Below are 20,251 nucleotides of genomic sequence, written 5' to 3' on the forward strand. Positions count from 1 at the left end.
TCGACGACGATCGTCGCCCGTCTTTTCGTACGCGGAACAGGTGGGGTGCCGGTTGCGCCCGGGCAAACATCGTGCCGACGGACCGTGTCCGGCCCGCCGTCACCCGTAGCGGCGCTGCGCCTCGATGGTGAGGCCGAGGCCGACGGCGCCGAAGCGGTCGCCGTCGACGACGGCGGCCTCCGGCAGCACGGCGCGCACGGCGGCCCGCACGCTCGGCACCAGGCTGCCGCCGCCGGTGAAGAACACGGCGTCGATCGCCTCGGCGGCGAGGCCGGCGGCCGCGATCGTCTCGCGGACGGTGTTGCGCAGGCGCTCCCCGAGCGGCACCGTCGCGGCCTCGAACTGCGGCCGCGTCGCCGCCGGGTGGAGACCCTTCTCCAGCCAGTCGAGCGGGATCGTCGTCTCCTCCGCGTCGGAGAGCGCGATCTTGCCGCGCTCCACCTCGATCAGCACCGAATGGCCGCGCCGCATCTCGATCAGGTGGATGAGCCGGGCGAGCAGCTTCGGCTCGCGCGCCTCGCGCCGGACCAGCTTCAGCTCCGGCAGCACCGCCTTGTCGTAGAGGCGGTTCACGGTCGCCCAGGTGGCGAGGTCGAAATAGGGGCCGGACGGCACCTCGACGTCGCCGCGGGTCATCAGGGTGCGGAAGCCGAGCGCCGGCATCACGGCGGCGAGCGCCAGCGCGCGGTCGTAGTCGGTGCCGCCGAGCCGGGTGCCGCCGCTCGCGAGGATGTCGCGCTTGCGCTCGTCGCGGCCGCGCCGGTCGGGCCCGAGCCGCACCACCGAGAAGTCCGAGGTGCCGCCGCCGATGTCGGCGACCAGCGCCAGCGTCTCGGCCGCGACGCTGCGCTCGTAGTCGAACGCCGCCGCCACCGGCTCGTACTGGAACGACACCTCGGAGAAGCCGGCCTGGCGGGCGATGTCGGCGAGCGTCGCCTCGGCGCGGCTGTCGGCCGCCGCGTCGCCGTCGACGAAGTGCACCGGGCGGCCGTGGACGACGCGGTCGAGCGGGCAGCCGGACTGCGCCTCGGCCCGGTGCTTCAGCGTCTCGACATAGGTGCGCACGATCTCCCGGAAGGCGACGCGCCGGCGCAGCAGCTGGGTCTTCTCGTCGATCAGCGGCGTGCCGAGGATCGACTTCAGCGACCGCATGAAGCGGCCCTGGACGCCGTCCACATAGGCGGCGATCGCGTCGCGGCCGATCAGGACGTGGTGGGCGTGGTCGAGCCCGAAGAACACGGCGCTCGGCACCGTGGTGCTGCCGTGATCGAGGGCGAGCAGCGCCGGCGCGTCCGCCCCCGCCACGCCGAGCGTCGAGTTCGAGGTGCCGAAGTCGAGCCCGCAGGCGCGGCCGTTCGGCGCGCGAAGGCGCGATGAGGATGAGGGCATGACGCAGGGTCCCGGCCGACGCTGAAGGGCCGGGTTGGATAGTCGATGTCGGTGCTCGCATCAACCCGCGGCGGCGAGAGGGGGCACGTCAGAACAGCGAGCCCTGGCCGGGGTCGGGCTTCGGCCTGGCGGCGCGGCGTGCCCCGGTCGCGGCGCGCTTCGCCGCCGGCTCGGGCGGGACGGCGGCCGGCGCCTCGGCGGGCGCTGCCGTCTCTACCGGGGCGAGCAGGTCGGGCGAATCGTTGGCCGTGCGGTTGACCGCGGTCGAGACCTCCCACGCCTCCAGGAGATCGTCGGGCGCCGGCGCGATCAGGGCCGTGGCGGTCGCGGCCTCGGTCGCCGGGTCCAGCCACGGGTCGAACGCCTCGGGCGGCAGGATCAGGGGCATGCGGTCGTGGATCGGCCGAAGCGTGGCGTTGGCGGTCGTCGTGACGATGCACACCGTTTCGAGCTCCTCGCCGTTCGGGCCCATCCAGGCCTCCCACAGGCCGCCGAAGGCGATCGGGCCGCCGCCGCGCCTGCGGATGTAGAACGGCCGCTTCGGTCCGCCGCCGGCCGCCTGCCATTCGAAGAAGCCGTCGGCCGGCAGCAGGCAGCGCCGCCGCTTCATGGCGTTGCGGAAGGCGGGCTTCTCGGTGACCGATTCGCCGCGGGCGTTGATCAGCAGCGAGAAGCCGCGCGGATCCTTCACCCAGGCGGGTATCAGCCCCCAGCGCATCAGCACGAACTGCCGCGCCCCCTCGAACAGCCGGACCACCGGAACGGGCTGGGTCGGCGCCACGTTGTGGCGGGGTGGGAAGTTCGGCATTTCGCCGTAACGGAATAGGGCCCTAATCGCCTCGGGCGAGGACGTGATGGCGTAACGACCACACATGGCTCGATTGCCGTTCCGATCGGGTTCAGACGTGCAACTTTTAATGCGCCCTTAACCGGCGACGCCGACAGTTTTCCGAAAAGAGCGCGCGCCTCTCGGTCGATGAACCCGCACCCCAAAGCCTCCCTGGACGAGCTTCGCGCGCGGGCCCTGGACCCCACGGTGCTGGCGCGGGCGAACATCAATCCGCTCACCCGCCTCGCCACCGATTATCTCAACCACTACAACGAAGTCATCATGCTGCTCGAGATGCTCGAGTCGTGCCCGGAGTTCGCCCCGGACATCCTCGGCTGGGAGCCGCGCGGCTACGACGAGTACTTCGAGAAATCGCATTTCAAGGACAAGGATCTCGCCCGCGTCGCCTGGGAGATGGCGGAGCCGAACTCACGGCGCGAGCTCGAAGGCATGATCGACCACATGAACGCCATCCTGGCGGCGACGCTCGACGCCCTGCGGCACAACCTGTCGCCGACGGGCTGCGCGCGGCTGGGGACCGAGGCCTCCGGCTGGCTGAAGCCGCTGGTGGCGCGGGCCGGGTCGGTGATCAACGGCGAGCACATCATGCCGGCCGCCATGACCGACGAGACGGCCCGCCAGGCCATGGTCGACGCCGTGTTCGAGCGCGGCGCGTGAGCGGGGCGGCGGCGTGAGCGGGGACCGCCTCTATCCGGCCCGGCCGTTCCTGGCGGTCAGCGCGGCGGTGTTCCGGTCCGGCCGGGTGCTGCTGGTGCGCCGCGCCCGGGCTCCGTCGGCCGGGCCGTGGACGCTGCCGGGCGGGGTCGTCGAGACGGGCGAGACCCTGCACGAGGCGTTGGTCCGCGAGATCGCCGAGGAGACCGCCCTGACGATCGCGCCGGCGGCGCTGGCCGGCCATCGCGAGGTGATCGTCCGCGATGCCGAGGGCCGCACCGAGCGGCATTTCGTGGTGCTGTCCTTCGCGGCGCGCTGGCTCGCCGGCGAGCCGGTCCTCGACGCCGAGCTCGCCGCCTGCGGCTGGCACGATCCGGCCGCGGTGGCCGGCCTCGACACCACCGAGGGCCTGGCCGAGATCGTCGCGGCGGCGCGGGCGATTCTCGGGGAGGGGTAGAGCCGGCGATCCGCCTTGCCGCCGACGCGATTGCGTCGCAGAAAGGGGCACCGATCCCGCGACCGTGCCGATGACCCGATTCCGCGCGTTTTCCGTCCTCGCCCTGCTGGCCGTCCTGTCGCTCGGGCCGCTCCGTCCCGCGGTGGCCCAGCAGGCGATTCCGTTCGACGGCGACCTGCGCCGCCTGTCCGAGATCCTCGGCGCCCTGCATTACCTGCGCGAGGTCTGCGGCGCCGCCGAGGGGCAGAAGTGGCGCAACGAGATGCAGCAGCTGGTCGACGCCGAGGCGCCGAGCGGGGCGCGCCGCGCCCAGATGATGGCCAGCTTCAACCGCGGCTACCGGCTCTACCAGCAGAGCTATCGCAGCTGCACGCCGGCCGCCGACACGGCGGTCCGGCGCTACCTCCAGGAGGGCGCCAAGATCGCCCGCGAGGTCACGGCCCGCTACGCCAACTGACGGCCGTGGCGTGGCGGTGACGGTCCGCGACCCGGCGCCGATCCCAACACCGATTCGCTCCGCCTTCTTCCCTCCGCCTTCGGGGCTGCACCGGCGTGCGGCCGGCGCGGGATTTCCCCCTACCCATTAACCTTTCGTAAAGGATTGGCTGGTCGGGCCCGGTTCATCTGGTAAGACTTCATTAAGAAACATGACGGCTGGGCACGGGGACCGGGTGGTCGCGAATGTCGATGGCAATGGACGAGACTTCCGAGCCGGGATCGGAGCAGGAGCAGAAGCGGGCGGCGCTCGGCCACATCAAGGAGGCCTGGGCGGAGGCCTGGGCGGACGGCATCGACGGGGATTGCCTGGCGCAGGCCTCGCTGTTCTGCGCTCTCACCGAGCTGGTCTCCACCTATGGCGAGGACGCCACGGCCCGGTTCGCCGAGGGCCTGCCGAAGCGCATCGCCGCGGGCGAGTTCTCGATCGTCCTGTCGCGCCAGTAGGCGCCGCACGAAGGGCGCCGCGCCGAGGGCGCCGCATCGGCGAGGCGGCGGAGCGCACCGCGCCGCTGCCCGCAATCCGGCCTTGAGCCGGGGGGCGTGCCGCCCTACCTTTCGGATCGACCCTGGCCCGAAAGAATCATGCAGGCTGCGCCCCTCACCGACCGCGGCGTCGTGCTCGTCTCCGGCGACGATGCCCGCCACTTCCTCAACGGCCTCGTGACCGCGAACGTCGCGACGATGAGCGCGGCGACGCCGCGCTTCGCCGCGCTGCTCACCCCGCAGGGCAAGATCGTCGTCGATTTCATCGTCGTGGAGATCCCCGCCGAGGACGGCGGCGGCTTCCTCCTCGACGTCCCGGCCGCGCTTCTCGACGGCCTGCTGACAAAGCTGAAATTCTACAAGCTGCGCGCCAAGGTGACGGTCGAGGACCGCTCGGCCGCCCTGGCGATCCTCGGCCTGTGGGGCGACGGGGTCGATGCGACCGACGCCGGCGCGGTCGACGGCCTGGTGATTCCCGACCCGCGGCTGCCGGCGCTGGGGCTGCGCGCCGTCGTGCCGGCCGGCACGGCCGCGGCGGTCGCCGGAACGCTCGGCGCGACGCTCGCCGACGCCGCCGACTACGAGGCGCACCGCGTCGCGCTCGGGGTGCCGCGCGGCGGCGTCGACTTCGCCTATGGCGACGCCTTCCCGCACGAGACCGACATGGACCAGCTCGCCGGGGTCGACTTCAAGAAGGGCTGCTATGTCGGCCAGGAGGTGGTCTCCCGCATGCAGCACCGCGGCACCGCGCGCAGCCGCGTCGTGCCCGTCGCGGTCGACGGCTTTCCGCCGCCGCCCGGCACGCCGGTGACGGCCGGCGAGATCGCGGTCGGCACCATGGGCTCGGGCACGCAGGGCCGCGGCCTCGCGCTGCTGCGGCTCGACCGCGTCGGCGACGCCCTCGCCGCCGGTACGCCGCTGATCGCCGGCGGCATCGCGCTGGCGCCGCGGAAGCCCGCCTGGGCGACGTTCGCGTGGCCGGGCGAGACGGCGGACGCGTCGTGACCGCGGCCGCGCATCCCGACGGGCTGAAGCGGTGCACCTGGCCGGGCCAGGACCCGCTCTACGTCGCCTATCACGACACCGAATGGGGCGTGCCCGAGCGCGACGACCGCGCCCTCTACGAGAAGCTGGTGCTGGACGGCTTCCAGGCCGGGCTCTCCTGGATCACCATCCTGCGCAAGCGGGACAACTTCCGGGCCGCCTTCGACGACTTCGATCCGGAGAAGATCGCCCGCTACGACGCGGCCAGGCAGGCGGCGCTGATGCAGGACGCCGGCATCGTGCGGAACCGGGCCAAGATCGACGGCGCCGTCCTGTCGGCCCGGGCCTGGCTCGACGTGATGGAGAAGGGGCCGGGCTTTTCCGAACTGCTGTGGGGCTTCGTCGACGGACAGCCGATCGTCAACCGGTTCCGATCCAGCGCCGAGGTGCCGGCCGAGACGCCGGTGTCGCGGGCGATGTCGAAGGAGCTCGCCGCCCGCGGGTTCAAGTTCTGCGGCCCGACCATCGTCTACGCCTTCATGCAGGCGGTCGGCATGGTCAACGACCACCTCGTGACCTGCCATCGCCACGCGGCGCTCGCCGGCGCCGCGCCGCGGCCGGCGCGGCGGGCGTCGGCACCGAAGCCGGCCTCGAAGCCGGCCCCGCGAAAAAAGACCTGACCATGCCGGCAAAACCCAGATCCGCACCGAAGCCGGTTCCGGCCGAGGGCGAGGCCCCCCGTGCCTGGCAGCGCATGTTGTCGGGGCGGCGGCTCGACCTGCTCGATCCCTCGCCGCTCGACGTCGAGATCGAGGACATCGCCCACGGCCTCGCCCGGGTCGCCCGCTGGAACGGCCAGACCAGCGGCGACCACATCTTCTCGGTCGCCCAGCACACGCTGCTGGTGGAGGAGATCGCGCGCCGGCGCTGCGGCGCCGTCGACCGCCGGCTCGGCCTCGCGCTGATGCTGCACGACGCGCCCGAATACGTGATCGGCGACATGATCTCGCCGTTCAAGGCGGTGATGGGCGGCGCCTACAAGGCGGTCGAGGGCCGCCTGCTCGCCGCGATCCACCTGCGCTTCGGCCTGCCGCCGACGCTGCCCGACGAGACGGTGCGGATCGTCAAGGACGCCGACCGCGGCGCCGCCTTCCTGGAGGCTACCCGGCTCGCCGGCTTCGCCGAGGCGGAGGCGAGGAAGTTCTTCGGCGCGCCGCCGGACCTGCCGGCCCGCGTCGAGACGGATTTCCTGCGCCCGTGGCCCGCCGGCGAGGCGGAGCGGCGGTTCCTGGAGCGGTTTTCCAGGATCGATGCCGGATGAGGGCCACATAGGCGCTGACGCGAGGTCCGCGCCCCGGGATCACGGAATTCTGCAAAGCCCCCGCCTGCGGACGACGACGATCGATGGGCCGTCCCTTCGATCTCGTCTCAGCGCCCATGGATGAGCGGCGCGGCCCGGGCCGATCAGCGCGCCCGGCGCTGTCCTCCCGCCGGCGGCTCGTGCTTGACACGGGACCCCGGGAGGATCACGGTCGCCCGGTGATGTAATAACATCCCGGTGCGAGCGGGTCGTCCGCCACGCCTCCGGCCCGCCATCGACGGGCCGGCCGCCGTCCGCCTCCCGGCGGATGGTCCGGGACCAGGATCGCCGCACCCGCTCCACGCCTCCGCGACACGAAGCGCGCCGAGTGCCCCGACCGTTCGGTCCCGACCGGCATGGCCATGCCGGTGGCGGACGGGCGCGGCCGCTCCGCCGGCGCCGAGCAGAGGAGACGGACGATGCGCATCGCGGTGGCGAGCCAGAACTTCCGGACCGTGACCGGCCATGCCGGCAAGACGCGCCGGTTCCTGGTGTTCGAGATCGAGAACGGGGGCCCGCCCCGCGAGGTGGAGCGGCTCGACCTCCCGCGCGAGATGACGATCCACGCGTTCCGGTCCGACGGGCCGCATCCGCTCGACGCCGTCGCCGCCGTGATCGCCGGCAGCGCCGGACCGGGCTTCGTCGACAAGATGGCGGCGCGCGGCGTCACCGCGGTGGCGACGACCGAGCAGGACCCGGTCGCGGCCGTGGTGCAGTTCCTGGCCGGGACGCTGCCGCCGGCCCCGCCCCACGACCACGACTGCGACCATGATCACGAGCACGAGCACGAGCAGGACCATCCGGACGGGACCGGCGACCACGACCGGGCCTCGGCTTCCGCACAGCCGGCCGCGCCGGCCCGGATGGACACCTGCTTCGACACCGAACGGGAAGGCCGGTATGGCGCCATCTGAGCCCGGCGGGGCCGCCGACGATCCGCATGTGCTGGCGGCCCTGGCGGACGTCCTCGACCCGGCGGTCGGCATCAACATCGTCGATTTCGGCCTGGTGTACCGGGCCCGCTTCACCGTGGCCGGCATCGAGGTGGACATCGGGGTGCCGCCGAGCTGTCCGGCGGCGACCCGGCTCGGCGAGGAGGTCCGGGCCGCCCTGGGGCGCCGCTTCCCGGAGGTGCGGGCGATCCAGGTGGCCGTGCTGACCGACCGGCCGTGGTCGCTCGACCGGCTCACCGACAACGGCCGGCGGGCGTTCGGCGAGGCGATGGAGGCCGACGCGGCTGCTGACCCCTGGGCCGCGGCCGCGGTCGGCGCCGGCCGGTTGAACTGATCGCTCCGCCATGATGTCGAACGCGTCGCTGAACGGCGTCCTGGCCGGCGGTCGTCACCGCATGGCCGTGCGAATCCACCGCGAGGACACGGATTTCTCGGGGATCGTCTATCACGCGAGCTACGTGCGCTTCCTCGAGCGCGGCCGCACCAACTACCTGCGGCTCCTCGGGACGAGCCAGGGGCGCCTGTGGGACGTCGGCGAGGACAGCGGGGCCGGCCTCGCCTTCGTGGTCCGCGCCATGACGCTCGATTTCCTCCGCTCCGCCCGCCTGGACGACCTTCTCACCGTGCTGACCGCGTCCGCCGAGGTGAAGGGAGCCTCGGCGATCCTGGCCCAGTCGATCGTCTGCGGCGACACCCGGATGCTCGAGGCGCGGGTGCGCATCGCGCTCGTGTCGGAGGGGCGCGCCCGGCCGTTCCCGCGCCCGCTCCGTGCGGCGATGCGGCCGCCCGACCCTGCGGCCTGATCGAAGCACGTGCATCCGGACCGCAGGCCGGCGGCCCGCCGGCGCGGTCTCGTGGCGCAGATCCTGCCTCGGATCGGGCAGGCGGCGGAGCCGAGCCGTGCGGCCTGCACGAAGCCGCCACATCCGGGCGCTAAAGCGGTGCCGAACACGAGGCTTGCGACTCATGATTCACGTCTGCTCGCTCGACCGGCTGGCCGAGACCGTCGCGGCGACCGGGGCCCGCCGGGTGGTGACGCTGATCGATATCGGCACGCCGGTGACGCGGCCCGGCGGCATCGCGGTCGAGCACCATCTGCATCTCGAGATCCACGACATCTGCCTGCCGCTCGACGGCTACATCCATCCGCAGGAGGAGCACGTCGCGCGGCTGATCGACTTCGTGCGCGACTGGGACCAGACGGCGCCGCTGGTGGTGCACTGCTATGCGGGCATCAGCCGGTCGACCGCGGCGGCCTTCACGGCGGCCTGCACGATCCATCCCGACCGCGACGAGCTCGCCATCGCCCGGGCGCTGCGCACGGCGTCGCCGACGGCCTGTCCGAATCGGCTGATCGTGTCGCTCGCCGACCGGCTGCTCGGCCGCGACGGACGGATGATCGCCGCCGTGGAGGCGATCGCTCCGCACGAGCCGTGCCTCTCGGCCGTGCCGTTCTGCCTGACGCTGGAGTGAGGGGCGCGCCGGCGCGCCCCCCGGGCGACCTCAGTCGGTCGTCTTGATCACGGCGGACTGCACCGGCGGCGGGGCGGCCGGGGCACTGATCGTGGTCGGGCGCAGGTTGAGCGGCCGCGGGCGGCTCGTCCGGGTCGTGCCGGTCGCCTCCTCGCCGGCCGCGCCGGAGCCGGTCAGGCGGGTGCGCGGGTTCTGCCGGACGAAGTCGCAATAGGCGAAGCCGAGGCCGGAGATCGAGCCGCGGAAGCTGTGCGCGCTGGTCTGGTCGACGTCGAAGCAGGGCTGGAAGACGAGGCCCTTCACCGAGGCGCAGATCGAGCTCGAGCTCACCTTGATGGTGCCGGCCGGCAGGGCGACGAAGCGGGGTGAGCGGCCCTTGATCTGCAGCGTCCCGACCACCGAGCCGTCATGATAGATGCGGCCGGTGCCGCGGGTTCCCTCGAAGCACGTGTAGGCGAACAGCTTGCCGGCGACGAAGCGGCGCGCCTCGTCGGGCTTCAACGGACCCGCTGCCGCCGGAGACGCACCGGCGAGCACGAGCACGATCGGCAGAATGGACAGATGGCGCGCGCGCATCTCGGACCCCGTACGGCAGTGAACTGAAGCAACATCGTCACGCGGGCTTAACCATACCCGGTGGCGATCATGCCGCCAGTTCGTCGATAAAGTCTGAACGCGTTTACCCGATCTTGACCACGATTCTGCCCCGGACCTGCCCTTCGACGATCCGGCGGCCAGCCTCGACAACGCCGTCCAGTCCGATTTCCTCGGTCATCTTGGCCAATTTGCGCCGATCCAGGTCGGTGTCCAGCCGCTGCCACGCTTCTCGGCGGAGGTGTTGCGGACACATCACAGAGTCGACGCCGAGAAGCGCCACACCCCGCAGGATGAACGGGGCGACGCTGGTCGGCAGGTCCATGCCGCCGGCGAGCCCGCAGGCCGCGATCGCGCCGCCGTAGCGGGTCATCGACAGGACGTTGGCGAGGGTGGTCGAGCCGACCGAATCGACGCCGGCGGCCCAGCGCTCCTTGGCGAGCGGCCGGACCTTCTCGGCGAGCTCCTGGCGGGCGATCACCTCGGCGGCGCCGAGCTCCTTCAGGTAGTCGGCCTCCTCGGGCCGGCCCGTGGAGGCGATCACGGTCCAGCCCAGCCGGGCCAGGATCGCCACCGCGACCGAGCCGACCCCGCCGGCCGCCCCGGTGACGACCGCCGGACCGCGGTCGGGGGTCAGGCCGTGGCGCTCCAGCGCCAGCACGGCGAGCATCGCCGTGTAGCCGGCGGTGCCGATCGCCATGGCGTCGCGCGCCTCCAGGCCGGCCGGCAGCGGGACCAGCCAGTCGCCCTTGACCCGCGCCTTCTCGGCGTAGAAGCCGAGATGGGTCTCGCCGCAGCCCCAGCCGTTCACCACCACCCGGTCGCCGGGCTTCCAGTCGGGATGGTTCGAGGTCTCCACCGTGCCGGCCGCGTCGATGCCGGCGATCATCGGGAAGCGGCGCACCACCGGCGCCTTTCCGGTGACGGCGAGTCCGTCCTTGTAGTTGACGGTCGACCACTCGACCCGGAGGGTGACGTCGCCCTCCATCAGCTCGCTCTCGTCGAAATCGGCGAGGCCGACGGTCTGGCCCGCCTCGCCCTTGCGGATGACGATCGCCTTGAAGCTCGACACCTGACGCCCCCGGTTCTGCCGCGGCCACCGGGCCGCTGGTTTCGGGGACCTTATCGGCCGTGAACCGGGCCGGACAAGGGCCGGTCCGGCGACCCCGCTATTCCGGTCGGCCCGCCCGGATCACGCCCGGGCGGCGGCGAGGCGGGCGACCGGCTTCTCGACGATCGGCAGGTTGATCACCGCCGACAACACGCCGAACAGCACCGCGAGCCACCAGACGAGGTCGTAGGAGCCGGTGCGCTCGAAGGCGATGCCGCCGATCCACACCCCGAGGAAGCCGCCGACCTGGTGGCTGAAGAAGACGAAGCCCGACAGCATGGCGAACCAGCGGGTGCCGAACATCAGGAGCACGAGCCCGGAGGTCGGCGGCACGGTCGACAGCCACAGCAGGCCCAGCACGGCGCCGAACACCAGGGTGGCGACGGGGCTCGCCGGGAGCGAGACGAAGATCGCGATCGCGATGGCGCGGCTGAAGTAGTTGGCCGCCAGGAGATAGCGCTTCGGCCAGCGGTTGCCGAGCCAGCCGGAGGCGAGCGAGCCGACGATGTTGAACAGCCCGATGATGGCGAGCGTCCAGCCGCCGACCGCCGCGGAGAGGCCGCGGTCGACCAGATAGGCCGGCATGTGAACGGTGATGAAGGCGAGCTGGAACCCGCAGGTGAAGAAGCCGAGCACAAGGAGCACGTAGGAGCGGTGGCCCAGCGCCTCGGCGAGCGCCTGACGGAGCGACTGCGGCGCGGCGTTCTCGCCGGACGCGGCCGCGCCGGGGAGCGGCGCCGCGGCCTCGGCGCGCGGCGTCGCCAGCGCGATCGAGAGCGGCAGGATCATCAGCATGGCGGTGCCGAACATCAGGAGCGTGGTCTGCCAGCCGAACGCCTGGTTCAGCCCGACCGCCAGGGGCGAGAACAGGAACTGGCCGAACGAGCCGGCCGCCGTGCCGGCGCCGAACGACAGCGAGCGCCACTCGACCGGCAGCAGCTTGCCGAACGAGGCGATCACCAGGTTGAAGGAGCAGCCGGCGAGGCCGAAGCCGATCATCACCCCGGCCGTGATGTCGAGGGCGAGCGGCGAGGTCGACCACGCCATCAGGGCGAGGCCGCCGGCGTAGAGCAGGGCGCCGACCGCGATCACCCGGATGGTGCCGAAGCGGTCGGCGAGCGCACCGGCGAAGGGCTGGGCGATCCCCCACAGCAGGTTCTGGATCGCCAGCGCGAGGCCGAACACGTCGCGGCCCCAGCCGTTGGCCTGCGACATCGGGGTGAGGAAGAAGCCGAGCGCCGAGCGCGGCCCGAAGGCGAGCAGGGCGATGCCGCAGCCGCAGACCACGATCACCAGCGGGGTGCGCCAGCCGAGGGGCGTGCGGGCCGGATCGAGAACCGAGGGGGCCGGTGCGGACATCGGGGGCGTCTCCTGAAGACGACAATCGCGCCGGTTGTGGTCTCCGGCGCGTTGCGCCGTCATAGCAGGTCCGATATCATGATTAAAATGAAACATGCTGATGATGATCATGATCGATCGGAATGATGTGGTCGAGGAAGTCGCTCGTCCCCGCGGAGGCGGGGACCCAGGGGCGTCATGTCGTGACGCCTGGATTCCCGCTTTCGCGGGAATGAGCGGAGGTCGGGGCGCGTTCTGCGGTCTTGCGACTGGCGCCAGAGCCGGCCGATGAACCTCGAGGACGTCCGCGCCTTCGTGGCCGTGGTCGACACCGGCTCGGTCGGCAAGGCGGCGCTGTGCCTGAACCTCACCCAGCCGGCGGTGTCGCGCCGCGTGCAGCGGCTGGAGGAGACGCTCGGCGTCACCCTGCTCGACCGCGAGTGCAAGCCCGCCCGTCCCACGCGGGCCGGCGACACGGCGTATCGCCGCTGCGTGGCGGTGCTGCGCGCCGCCGAGGCGCTCACCCGCGACAGCCGCTCCACCGTGGCGGCCGGGCCGCTGCGGGTCGGCCTGACGCTCGCCCTGTCCGAGGCCGTGCTGGCGCCGGCCATCGAGGCGGTGCGCAGCCTCTGCCCGGGCGTGTCGCTGCGTCTCGTCGTCGACCGCTCGTCGGTCCTGCGCCGGCAGATCGCCGACGGTCAGCTCGACGCCGCCGTGGTGGCCGAGAAGCCGGAGCGGCCGCTCGATCCCGGCCATGCGACGCCGCTCGGCACCGAGCGGGTGCTGGTCGTGGTGCCGGCCGACAGCCCGCTGCCGAGCCGGACGACGATCGCCGGGCTGGCCGGGCAGCACTGGGTGATCAACCCGGACGGCTGCGGATTCCGGGCCCAGCTCGATCGCGCGCTCGCCGATCGCGGCGCCCCGGTCGAGGTGGTGGCCGAGACCTGGGGGGCGGGCCTGCAGCTCGCCCTGATCGCCCGCGGCCTCGGCATCGGCCTGATTCCCGAGCGGCTGCTCGCCGAGTCGCCGTGGCACGAGACGGTGCGGGTCGTGACGGTCGACGACTTCGCCCCGGCGCTGACCGCCTGGATGGTGACGGCCGGCCCGCTCGGCCCGTTCGACGCCGCCATCGAGGCGATCGCCGCCACGGTGCGGGGATTTCTGGAGGAGGATGCGATGCCGGCCTCGTTCTCCGCGTCACCTCGCGGATCCCCCTCGGCCGCCGGTTGAATCCTGAAATCGTCTCGTCGTACGCTTCCGCTACACTGGCGAAGCGGCGCCGGATCGGGGAGGGACGCGATGAGCAAGCGTGGTGCCCGACGTGAGCCTGCCACCCCGAAAAAATCGCTGATGCGGCGCGCGGCGCGCGAGCCCGACACGGTGGAGCTGAGGCAGAAGCCCGCGGTCCGCAGCAAGCCCGCGCGCGCCGAGGTCGTGCGCAGCGTCCGCGCCGGCGGGGCCAAGACGACGCGTCGCCCCAAACGAAACGGCGGCGCCGCGCCGCCGCTGCAGGGCGAGGTGATGCGCAACGCCGTCGAGAAGGCGGCGATCGAGACGCTGTGGCCCAAGGTGGCGCGCAACGGCGCGCGAAAGCCGCCGAAGAACTACACATATGTCGAGGAGCTGGCCCGGCTCCAGTACGAGCTGATCAAGCTGCAGGAGTGGGTGCGCACCCGCGGCCTGCGGGTCGCCGTGGTGTTCGAGGGGCGCGACGCCGCCGGCAAGGGCGGCGTGATCAAGCGCATCATGGAGCCGCTGAACCCGCGCATCTGCCGGGTGGTCGCGCTCGGCACGCCGACCGAGCGCGAGCGCGGCCAGTGGTATTTCCAGCGCTACGTCGCCGAGCTGCCGGCAGCCGGCGAGATCGTGCTGTTCGACCGCTCCTGGTACAACCGCGCCGGCGTCGAGCGGGTGATGGGCTTCTGCAGCGAGCGCGAGTATCGCGAGTTCCTGCGCGCCTGCCCGGTGTTCGAGGAGATGCTGATCCGCTCCGGCCTGATCCTGGTCAAGTACTGGTTCTCGGTGAGCGACGCGGAGCAGGAGAAGCGCTTCGTCGAGCGGGCCCGCAATCCGTTCAAGCGGTGGAAGCTGTCGCCCATGGACCTCGAGTCGCGCGCCCGCTGGGTCGACTACTCGAAGGCCAAGGACGAGATGTTCGCCCACACCGACACCAAGAAGAGCCCGTGGAACGTGGTCGACGCCGACAACAAGAAGCGGGCGCGGCTCAACTGCATCGCGCATTTCCTCAAGCAGGTCCCCTACGGGCACGTGCAGCCGGCCTCGATCGAGCTGCCGCCGCGCCAGGTCGACGACGGCTATCGCCGGCCGCGGAAGTCGAGCCAGCGCTTCGTCCCTGCCGTGTACTAGGCCGTTCGGCCTCGCGCGCCGCTGGTGTGGTGCGGGCCATCATGGCCGCTCCGCGCCGCCGCCCCCTTGAACCACGATCCGACATGGCGGACCGTCGGGCCGAGGGATTTCGGCTCGGCCGGGGAGGATCTGTTCGCATGACGACCACCGAGAACCGCGGGCGGTCCGCGCTCGACCGGCGCGCCGTGATGGCGGGGGCGGCGGCGCTCGCGCTCGCCGGCACCGGCCGGGCCGGCGCCCAGCCGGCGACGCGGCCCGTGAAGGTGATGGTCGGCTTCCCGGCCGGCGGCGGCCTCGACACCATGGTGCGGATCATCGGCGAGAAGGTGCGCGAGACGACCGGCACCAGCGTCATCGTCGAGAACCGCCCGGGCACCGCGGGCCGCCTCGCCGCCGAGGCGGTGGCGCGGGCCGAGCCCGACGGCGCCACCCTGCTCGCGGCGCCGATCGTGGTGACGGCGTTCTATCCGTTCATCTACAGGACGCTGCCCTTCGATCCGATGGCCGACCTCGTGCCGGTGACGCGCTTCTGCACGTTCCAGTTCGCGCTCGCCGTCGATCCCAGGCTGAAGATCGACAGCGTTCCCGAGTTCATCGCCTATGCGAAGAGCCATCCCGGCAAGGTGAGCTTCGGCTCGCTCGGCGCCGGCACGCCGTCGCACTTCCTCGGCCTGATGTTCAGCAACGCCACCGGCACCGATCTGACGCACGTGCCGTATCGCGGCTCGGCGCCGGCGCTCCAGGATCTGGTCGGCGGCTCCATCCAGGCCGTGTTCGACACCACCGCGAGCCTGATGCCGCAGCACCAGGCCGGCACCGCCAGGGTGCTGGCCGTCACCGGCACGGCGCGCTCGCCGCGCCTGCCCGCGGTGCCGACCTTCGGCGAGCTCAAGCTCGGCCTCGGCGACATTGAGTCGGCCGATCTCTGGTACGGCTTCTTCGCGCCCGGCCGCACCTCGCCCGACACGGTGGAGCGCCTCGCCGCGACCATCCGGACGGCGCTCGCCGACGCCACGGTGCGCGAGCGTCTCGCCGGGCTCGACGTCACCGTGGTGTCGGACACGCCGGCCGGCTTCGCCGAGATCGTCAAGGCCGACCATGCCCGCTGGGGCAAGGTGATCCGGGCGAGCGGCTTCACGCTCGACTGAGCCGCAGGCGACGAGGCAGGAGGCGGGCCATGCCCATGAAGGTGATCCTGCTCGGCACCGGCGGCCCGCGGCCCGACCCGCGCCGCATGGCGACCACGACGCTGATCCGGCGCGGCGACGAGAACATCCTGTTCGACGCCGGCCGCGGCGTGACGCTGCGCCTCGTGCAGGCCGGCGTGCCGCTCGCCTCGCTCGGGCCGGTGTTCCTGACGCATCATCACTTCGACCACATCGGCGACCTCTACGACGTCGTGCTGAACACTTGGCTGGCCGGCCGGCGCACGACGCTCGACATCTACGGTCCGCCCGAGACCGAGCGCGTCGTCGATGCGCTCCTCACCCAGGTCTACGACAAGGACATCGGCTGGCGCAGCGCCGGCGAGCCGACCTTCGGGGGCTTCGCGCCCGTGGCGGTGACGGACGTCGTCGCCGGACCGGTGCTCGACACCGGGCGCTGGCGGATCCGTGCCGAGACCGTGTCGCACGGCGACGGGCTGGGCATCCCGCCGGCCTTCATGGCGCGCTGGACCTGCCTGGGATACCGCTTCGAGGCGGACGGCAAGGTGATCGCCATCTCGGGTGACACGGTGGCGTGCGACGGGCTCGCCCGGCTCGCCGAAGGCGCCGACCTGCTGGTGCAGTGCTGCTTCCTCGCCTCGCCCGAGATCCAAGGTGATCATTTCCGTCGGCTGGCGAAGCACACGCTCGCCTGCGGCGACACGGTCGGCCGCATCGCCGCCGCGGCGGGCGTCAAGACGCTGGCGCTGACCCATCACCGGCCGCGCGGCGACGACGCGATGCTGAAGGCGCTCGCCGACGAGGTGGCGCGCGACTTCTCCGGCCGGCTGGTGATCGGCGAGGATTTGACCGAGATCGAGGTGTGAGCGGCTGAGCTGCGCCTTGCATCCCCGGCCCGGGACGAGGCCGACGCATGCCTTCGCTTCGCCCGCCGCGCCGACATTCATCTTCACGTAAGCATTGTGGCGGCGCGCGGCGTGGCGGTGCGCGTCTGCATTCGTCGTGATCAGGGGCTGCCGATATTTGCTCCGTGAAACCGTCATACGAATCACGTAGCCTCGGCGACATGGCGGCTCGTGGATGGTGAATCGATGAGCAGGAAGACGACTCCGACATCACCGGATCGTCGTCGCGCCGCCCCTGTCGATGTCGCCTCCGGCGACGCCCTCTCCCTCGGCAGACCATCCGGGCCCCGCTCGCCGACCGACACGCCGCCCATCCCGGTGTCCGGCGTCGAGCCCGTCTACTTCGACCTTCCGTCCTCACCAGAACCTGTCGCGAGACGCGGCGCGCGCGCGCCGGCGTCGTCCCGTCGATTCGGCGAAAGGAGTCCGTCCTTGGGCAAGCAGTCCAGCAAGAAGAAGCGTCGCAGCGACCGATCGGCCGACACGGCCGAGATCATCGCCTTCGCCGGCGCCAAGTTCACGGCCGCCCGTGCGCTCCCGCCGATCGCGCCGCTGACGCCCACCCAAGGCGCGTATCTGGCCGCCCTGCGGTCGAGCCCGCAGGTGATCGTCGTCGGGCCGGCCGGCACCGGCAAGACCTGGATCGCCGCGACCCATGCGGCGGATCTCTACCGCACCCGCAAGATCGACCGGATCGTGCTGTCGCGGCCGAACGTCCCGTGCGGCCGCTCGCTCGGCTTCTTCCCCGGTTCGCTGAACGACAAGTTCGCGCCCTGGGCGGCGCCCGTGATCGAGGCGATCAAGGAGCGCATCGGCAAGGCCGCGTTCGAGATCGCGCTGAAGAACGGCGACATCGAGATGGTGCCGTTCGAGGTGATGCGGGGCCGCTCGTGGAAGGACGCCTTCGTGCTGCTCGACGAGGCGCAGAACACCACGCCGGCCGAGATGAAGACCTTCCTCACCCGGGTCGGCGAGAACTGCCTCACCGTGGTGGACGGCGACGTCAGCCAGTGCGACCTCGCCGCCGAGTCGGGCCTGCGCGTCGTGATCGACATGATCAGGACCCGGAACCTGCCCGTGCCGGTGATCGAGTTCGGCCGCGAGGACATCGTTCGTTCCGGCCTCTGCGCCATGTGGGTGGAGGCGTTCGAGGACATGGAGGCGCAGACGCAGCCACGGGCCTGATGTCCGGGGCGAGCGGAGCGAGAGAGCCTGGCGCCGTGCTCCGCTCGTTCCCGCGCAAGCGGGAATCCAGGGCCATACACTGCATCGGTTCGTCATCGGCGCGTCGTGTCGCTCTCGGTCCCCGCTTTCACGGGGACGCGCGGCTGGCGTGATCTCAGAACCGCTCCGGCCGCACCACGGCGACGTCCGAGACGGTGACGACGCCGATCTGGCGCGACACCAGGGCGAAGACGCCGTCCAGCACGGCGTCGAGCCGGACGGCGTCGACGACGGTGATCAGCATCACCATCTGCGACGCGGTGCCGATCTGGCCCTCGGCGGTCCAGTCGCCGTGCTGGCCGTGGCCGGCCAGGACCGGCACCACGGTCCAGCCGCCGACGCCGGTCTCGGCGAGCCGCGCCGTGATCCGCCGCAGCAGCGGCGCCTCCACCACGATCTCGATGCGCTTCTTCGGAAAGGTCTGCATGGCGAGGCCTCCGGAGGGGCGTGGCCGCCTCACGCCGTGATGCGGCCGGCGAGGGCGATGTAGAGCGGGATGCCGACGAGCAGGTTGAACGGAAACGTGACGCCGAGCGAGAGGGTGAGGGCGACGGCCGGATTGGCCTGCGGCAGGGCGAGCCGCATCGCGGCCGGCACGGCGATGTAGGAGGCCGACGCGGCGAGCGTGATCAGCACGGCCGTGCTGCCCTTCGAGAGGCCGATCGCCCAGGCGAGCCCGCCGGCCAGCACGGCCCCGATCAGCGGCATCACGATCGCGAAGCCGGTGACGGCGGGCGACAGGTACCGGCGGCCCTGGGCGAGGCCGCGGCCGGCGACCAGCCCCATGTCGAGCAGGAACAGGCACAGCACCCCGGGAAAGGCATCGACCAGGAACGGCTTCAGCAGGCCGGCGCCGCGCGCGCCGGTGACGGCGCCGATCAGGAACGCGCCGACCAGGATCACGATCGAGCCGTTGAACGCCACCTCGCGCAGCAGCGCGCCGCGGCTCTCGCCGGGCTCGTCGCCGCCGCTCCGGCCGCGCGCGATCAACAGCGCGGCGACGATGGCCGGTGTCTCCATGGCGGCCGCGACCGCCACCATGTAGCCGTCCCAGGCGATTCCGAGCTGGGTCAGCACGCCGGTGACGGCCACCAGGGTGACGGCCGAGATCGAGCCGTAGTGGGCCGCCACCGCGGCGGCGTTCACCGGGTCGAGGCGGGTCGTCCCGCGCAGGATCGCGTAGGCCAGGACCGGCGTCGCGAAGGAGAGCAGGATCCCGGCCGCGAGCGTCGCGACCAGCGTTCCGTCGACCCCGTGATGCGCGACCTCGGCCCCGCCCTTGAACCCGATCGCCATCAGGAGATAGAGCGCCAGGAGCTTCGCCACCGCCTCCGGCACCGTGAGGTCGGAGCGGGCGAGCGCGGCCGCCAGCCCGAGCACGAAGAACAGCACCATGGGCGAGAGAAGGTTCTGCAACGCGAGCTCGAACATGCGCGGTCGTCCCTCGGAAGCGGCCCGAGGGGCCGGTGAGCCGCGACCCTAGTCACTCTTGAGGCATGGCGAAAATTGATAGTACAAAGAACTATCATTGCCGAACATGATGGTATCGCCGTGCCCCGTCCGCTGCTCAATCTCGACCTCGACCTGGTGCGCACCTTCGTCGCCATCGCCTCGCTCGGCAGCTTCACCCGCGCCGCCGAGACGCTGCGCCGGCAGCAGTCGACCGTGTCGCTCCAGCTGCAGCGGCTGGAGGACGCGCTCGGCCGCAAGCTGCTCGACCGCAATCCGCGCAGCGTCCGTCTGACCGCCGACGGCGAGACCTTCCTCACCCATGCGCGCCGCCTGCTCGACGTGAACGACGAGCTGGTCGCCCGCGTCACCGAGCCGGCCGTGCACGGTACCGTGCGGCTCGGCACGCCCGAGGACTTCGCCTCGCGCCATCTGCCCGAGGTGCTGTCGCGCTTCGCCAAGGCCTATCCGGCCGTCGCGCTGGAGGTGACGTGCGATCTCACGCTGCATCTGATCGAGCGGTTCCGGCGCGGCGGCTTCGACCTTGCGCTGATCAAGCGCGAGCGGCTCGCCGGACCCGCCCTCGCTGGTCCCGGCGGCCTGCGGGTGTGGCGCGAGCCGCTGGTGTGGGTGACGGCCGACGCTGATGGTGGTCTTCCCGACGGGCCGCTGCCGCTGGTCGTGTCGCCGAGCCCGTGCGTCTACCGCAAGCGGGCGACCGAGGCGCTCGACCGGGCGCGCCGCCCATGGCGCGTCGCCTACACGTGCGGCTCGCTCGCCGGCTCGCTCGCGGCCGTACGGGCCGGGCTCGGCGTCACGGTGCTGCCCAAGGACATGGTGCCGGACGACCTGCACATGATCGACGGGGCGCCGCTGCCCGGCCTCAAGGACACCGAGATCGCGCTCCTGCAGCGCGACCGCCTGTCGCTGCCGGCACAGCGCCTGAAGGAGCACATCGTGCGGTCGCTGGGGTAGGGGGGCGGCGCGGGGGCATTC

Annotated in this window: 24 protein-coding genes; 17 read left to right on the forward strand and 7 right to left on the reverse strand. The window is 72.1% G+C overall.

The window, feature by feature from the left end:
- Positions 1-99: 99 nt before the first annotated feature.
- Both J2S22_RS14250 and J2S22_RS14255 read right to left on the reverse strand, forming a co-directional pair.
- Positions 100-1,389 carry an Hsp70 family protein gene (locus J2S22_RS14250; protein ID WP_272777658.1) on the reverse strand — a complete coding sequence of 430 codons (1,290 nt, stop codon included), beginning with the start codon at positions 1,387-1,389 and terminating at the stop codon, positions 100-102.
- A gap of 88 nt (positions 1,390-1,477) precedes the next feature.
- Positions 1,478-2,263, reverse strand: a complete 786-nt coding sequence (locus J2S22_RS14255; RefSeq protein ID WP_272777659.1) for an SOS response-associated peptidase — start codon at positions 2,261-2,263, stop codon at positions 1,478-1,480.
- A gap of 162 nt (positions 2,264-2,425) precedes the next feature.
- Between J2S22_RS14255 and J2S22_RS14260 the strand changes: the two genes are divergently transcribed.
- The 11 genes from J2S22_RS14260 (at position 2,426) to J2S22_RS14310 (ending at position 9,101) form a co-directional block, all read left to right on the forward strand.
- The gene (locus J2S22_RS14260; protein ID WP_272777660.1) at positions 2,426-2,896 is read left to right on the forward strand and encodes a hypothetical protein; all 471 of its coding nucleotides are present in this window, start codon (positions 2,426-2,428) and stop codon (positions 2,894-2,896) included.
- 13 nt (positions 2,897-2,909) lie between these two features.
- Positions 2,910-3,350, forward strand: coding sequence for an NUDIX hydrolase (locus J2S22_RS14265; protein WP_272777661.1), 441 nt, complete (start codon positions 2,910-2,912; stop codon positions 3,348-3,350).
- 70 nt (positions 3,351-3,420) lie between these two features.
- Positions 3,421-3,807, forward strand: coding sequence for a TIGR02301 family protein (locus J2S22_RS14270; protein WP_272777662.1), 387 nt, complete (start codon positions 3,421-3,423; stop codon positions 3,805-3,807).
- A 236-nt stretch (positions 3,808-4,043) separates the two neighbouring features.
- Positions 4,044-4,292 (forward strand): hypothetical protein, encoded by a 249-nt coding sequence (locus tag J2S22_RS14275; protein WP_272777663.1) that lies wholly within the window; start codon positions 4,044-4,046, stop codon positions 4,290-4,292.
- A gap of 138 nt (positions 4,293-4,430) precedes the next feature.
- Positions 4,431-5,336, forward strand: coding sequence for a CAF17-like 4Fe-4S cluster assembly/insertion protein YgfZ (gene ygfZ / locus J2S22_RS14280; RefSeq protein WP_272777664.1), 906 nt, complete (start codon positions 4,431-4,433; stop codon positions 5,334-5,336).
- Positions 5,333-5,995: a DNA-3-methyladenine glycosylase I gene (locus J2S22_RS14285; protein WP_272777665.1), complete on the forward strand. Its 663-nt coding sequence runs from the start codon at positions 5,333-5,335 to the stop codon at positions 5,993-5,995. The genes ygfZ and J2S22_RS14285 overlap by 4 nt, the downstream gene beginning before the upstream one ends.
- Positions 5,996-5,997: 2 nt before the next feature.
- Entirely contained in the window at positions 5,998-6,636 is a 639-nt protein-coding gene (locus J2S22_RS14290) for a YfbR-like 5'-deoxynucleotidase (RefSeq protein ID WP_272777666.1), read from the forward strand.
- Between the two features lie 458 nt (positions 6,637-7,094).
- A complete protein-coding gene (locus J2S22_RS14295; protein ID WP_307155838.1) occupies positions 7,095-7,589 on the forward strand; it encodes a NifB/NifX family molybdenum-iron cluster-binding protein in 495 nt (164 codons plus the stop codon).
- Positions 7,576-7,962: a metal-sulfur cluster assembly factor gene (locus J2S22_RS14300; RefSeq protein ID WP_272777667.1), complete on the forward strand. Its 387-nt coding sequence runs from the start codon at positions 7,576-7,578 to the stop codon at positions 7,960-7,962. The genes J2S22_RS14295 and J2S22_RS14300 overlap by 14 nt, the downstream gene beginning before the upstream one ends.
- 61 nt (positions 7,963-8,023) lie before the next feature.
- A complete protein-coding gene (locus J2S22_RS14305; protein WP_272777668.1) occupies positions 8,024-8,431 on the forward strand; it encodes a YbgC/FadM family acyl-CoA thioesterase in 408 nt (135 codons plus the stop codon).
- Between the two features lie 163 nt (positions 8,432-8,594).
- Complete coding sequence (locus J2S22_RS14310; RefSeq protein ID WP_272777669.1) at positions 8,595-9,101, forward strand: tyrosine phosphatase family protein; 507 nt, start codon at positions 8,595-8,597, stop codon at positions 9,099-9,101.
- 30 nt (positions 9,102-9,131) lie between these two features.
- Here the strand turns inward: J2S22_RS14310 and J2S22_RS14315 are convergent, their stop codons facing one another.
- From J2S22_RS14315 to J2S22_RS14325, 3 genes are all read right to left on the reverse strand, one after another.
- Positions 9,132-9,677, reverse strand: a complete 546-nt coding sequence (locus J2S22_RS14315) for a hypothetical protein (RefSeq protein WP_272777670.1) — start codon at positions 9,675-9,677, stop codon at positions 9,132-9,134.
- 103 nt (positions 9,678-9,780) lie between these two features.
- Entirely contained in the window at positions 9,781-10,767 is a 987-nt protein-coding gene (gene acuI / locus J2S22_RS14320; protein ID WP_272777671.1) for an acrylyl-CoA reductase (NADPH), read from the reverse strand.
- Between the two features lie 120 nt (positions 10,768-10,887).
- On the reverse strand, positions 10,888-12,165 hold the full coding sequence (locus J2S22_RS14325) for an MFS transporter (protein ID WP_272777672.1): 1,278 nt from the start codon (positions 12,163-12,165) through the stop codon (positions 10,888-10,890).
- Between the two features lie 267 nt (positions 12,166-12,432).
- Here J2S22_RS14325 and J2S22_RS14330 point away from each other — a divergent pair, with 267 nt between their 5' ends.
- The 5 genes from J2S22_RS14330 to J2S22_RS14350 all read left to right on the forward strand — a co-directional run bounded on the left by J2S22_RS14330 (position 12,433) and on the right by J2S22_RS14350 (position 17,767).
- Positions 12,433-13,374, forward strand: coding sequence for a LysR family transcriptional regulator (locus J2S22_RS14330; protein WP_272777673.1), 942 nt, complete (start codon positions 12,433-12,435; stop codon positions 13,372-13,374).
- A 291-nt stretch (positions 13,375-13,665) separates the two neighbouring features.
- Positions 13,666-14,511, forward strand: coding sequence for a polyphosphate kinase 2 (gene ppk2 / locus J2S22_RS14335; RefSeq protein WP_370878210.1), 846 nt, complete (start codon positions 13,666-13,668; stop codon positions 14,509-14,511).
- Positions 14,512-14,648: 137 nt separating this feature from the next.
- Positions 14,649-15,659 (forward strand): Bug family tripartite tricarboxylate transporter substrate binding protein, encoded by a 1,011-nt coding sequence (locus J2S22_RS14340; RefSeq protein WP_272777675.1) that lies wholly within the window; start codon positions 14,649-14,651, stop codon positions 15,657-15,659.
- A gap of 29 nt (positions 15,660-15,688) precedes the next feature.
- Positions 15,689-16,543: an MBL fold metallo-hydrolase gene (locus J2S22_RS14345; protein WP_272777676.1), complete on the forward strand. Its 855-nt coding sequence runs from the start codon at positions 15,689-15,691 to the stop codon at positions 16,541-16,543.
- Between the two features lie 531 nt (positions 16,544-17,074).
- Positions 17,075-17,767, forward strand: a complete 693-nt coding sequence (locus J2S22_RS14350; protein ID WP_370878211.1) for a PhoH family protein — start codon at positions 17,075-17,077, stop codon at positions 17,765-17,767.
- Positions 17,768-17,921: 154 nt separating this feature from the next.
- On the opposite strand, the gene J2S22_RS14355 is transcribed toward J2S22_RS14350, so the two are convergent.
- Entirely contained in the window at positions 17,922-18,233 is a 312-nt protein-coding gene (locus tag J2S22_RS14355) for a DUF190 domain-containing protein (RefSeq protein ID WP_272777677.1), read from the reverse strand.
- Positions 18,234-18,262: 29 nt separating this feature from the next.
- Positions 18,263-19,237 (reverse strand): sodium-dependent bicarbonate transport family permease, encoded by a 975-nt coding sequence (locus tag J2S22_RS14360; protein ID WP_272777678.1) that lies wholly within the window; start codon positions 19,235-19,237, stop codon positions 18,263-18,265.
- Positions 19,238-19,357: 120 nt separating this feature from the next.
- On the opposite strand from J2S22_RS14360, the gene J2S22_RS14365 reads away from it, so the two are divergent.
- The gene (locus J2S22_RS14365; RefSeq protein ID WP_272777679.1) at positions 19,358-20,230 is read left to right on the forward strand and encodes a LysR substrate-binding domain-containing protein; all 873 of its coding nucleotides are present in this window, start codon (positions 19,358-19,360) and stop codon (positions 20,228-20,230) included.
- Positions 20,231-20,251 lie beyond the last annotated feature (21 nt).

The organism is Rhodoplanes tepidamans (assembly GCF_030813915.1).
Taxonomy (GTDB): Bacteria; Pseudomonadota; Alphaproteobacteria; order Rhizobiales; family Xanthobacteraceae; genus Rhodoplanes; species Rhodoplanes tepidamans.

Bases quoted from the DNA above. Each gene is read 5' to 3' on its own strand.
- J2S22_RS14250 (WP_272777658.1), bottom strand. From the start codon at position 1,389: ATGCCCTCATCCTCATCGCGCCTTCGCGCGCCGAACGGCCGCGCCTGC.
- J2S22_RS14255 (WP_272777659.1), bottom strand. From the start codon at position 2,263: ATGTGTGGTCGTTACGCCATCACGTCCTCGCCCGAGGCGATTAGGGCC.
- J2S22_RS14270 (WP_272777662.1), top strand. From the start codon at position 3,421: ATGACCCGATTCCGCGCGTTTTCCGTCCTCGCCCTGCTGGCCGTCCTG.
- J2S22_RS14275 (WP_272777663.1), top strand. From the start codon at position 4,044: ATGGACGAGACTTCCGAGCCGGGATCGGAGCAGGAGCAGAAGCGGGCG.
- ygfZ (WP_272777664.1), top strand. From the start codon at position 4,431: ATGCAGGCTGCGCCCCTCACCGACCGCGGCGTCGTGCTCGTCTCCGGC.
- J2S22_RS14290 (WP_272777666.1), top strand. From the start codon at position 5,998: ATGCCGGCAAAACCCAGATCCGCACCGAAGCCGGTTCCGGCCGAGGGC.
- J2S22_RS14295 (WP_307155838.1), top strand. From the start codon at position 7,095: ATGCGCATCGCGGTGGCGAGCCAGAACTTCCGGACCGTGACCGGCCAT.
- J2S22_RS14300 (WP_272777667.1), top strand. From the start codon at position 7,576: ATGGCGCCATCTGAGCCCGGCGGGGCCGCCGACGATCCGCATGTGCTG.
- J2S22_RS14305 (WP_272777668.1), top strand. From the start codon at position 8,024: ATGGCCGTGCGAATCCACCGCGAGGACACGGATTTCTCGGGGATCGTC.
- J2S22_RS14310 (WP_272777669.1), top strand. From the start codon at position 8,595: ATGATTCACGTCTGCTCGCTCGACCGGCTGGCCGAGACCGTCGCGGCG.
- J2S22_RS14315 (WP_272777670.1), bottom strand. From the start codon at position 9,677: ATGCGCGCGCGCCATCTGTCCATTCTGCCGATCGTGCTCGTGCTCGCC.
- J2S22_RS14325 (WP_272777672.1), bottom strand. From the start codon at position 12,165: ATGTCCGCACCGGCCCCCTCGGTTCTCGATCCGGCCCGCACGCCCCTC.
- J2S22_RS14330 (WP_272777673.1), top strand. From the start codon at position 12,433: ATGAACCTCGAGGACGTCCGCGCCTTCGTGGCCGTGGTCGACACCGGC.
- ppk2 (WP_370878210.1), top strand. From the start codon at position 13,666: ATGCGCAACGCCGTCGAGAAGGCGGCGATCGAGACGCTGTGGCCCAAG.
- J2S22_RS14340 (WP_272777675.1), top strand. From the start codon at position 14,649: ATGACGACCACCGAGAACCGCGGGCGGTCCGCGCTCGACCGGCGCGCC.
- J2S22_RS14345 (WP_272777676.1), top strand. From the start codon at position 15,689: ATGCCCATGAAGGTGATCCTGCTCGGCACCGGCGGCCCGCGGCCCGAC.
- J2S22_RS14355 (WP_272777677.1), bottom strand. From the start codon at position 18,233: ATGCAGACCTTTCCGAAGAAGCGCATCGAGATCGTGGTGGAGGCGCCG.
- J2S22_RS14360 (WP_272777678.1), bottom strand. From the start codon at position 19,237: ATGTTCGAGCTCGCGTTGCAGAACCTTCTCTCGCCCATGGTGCTGTTC.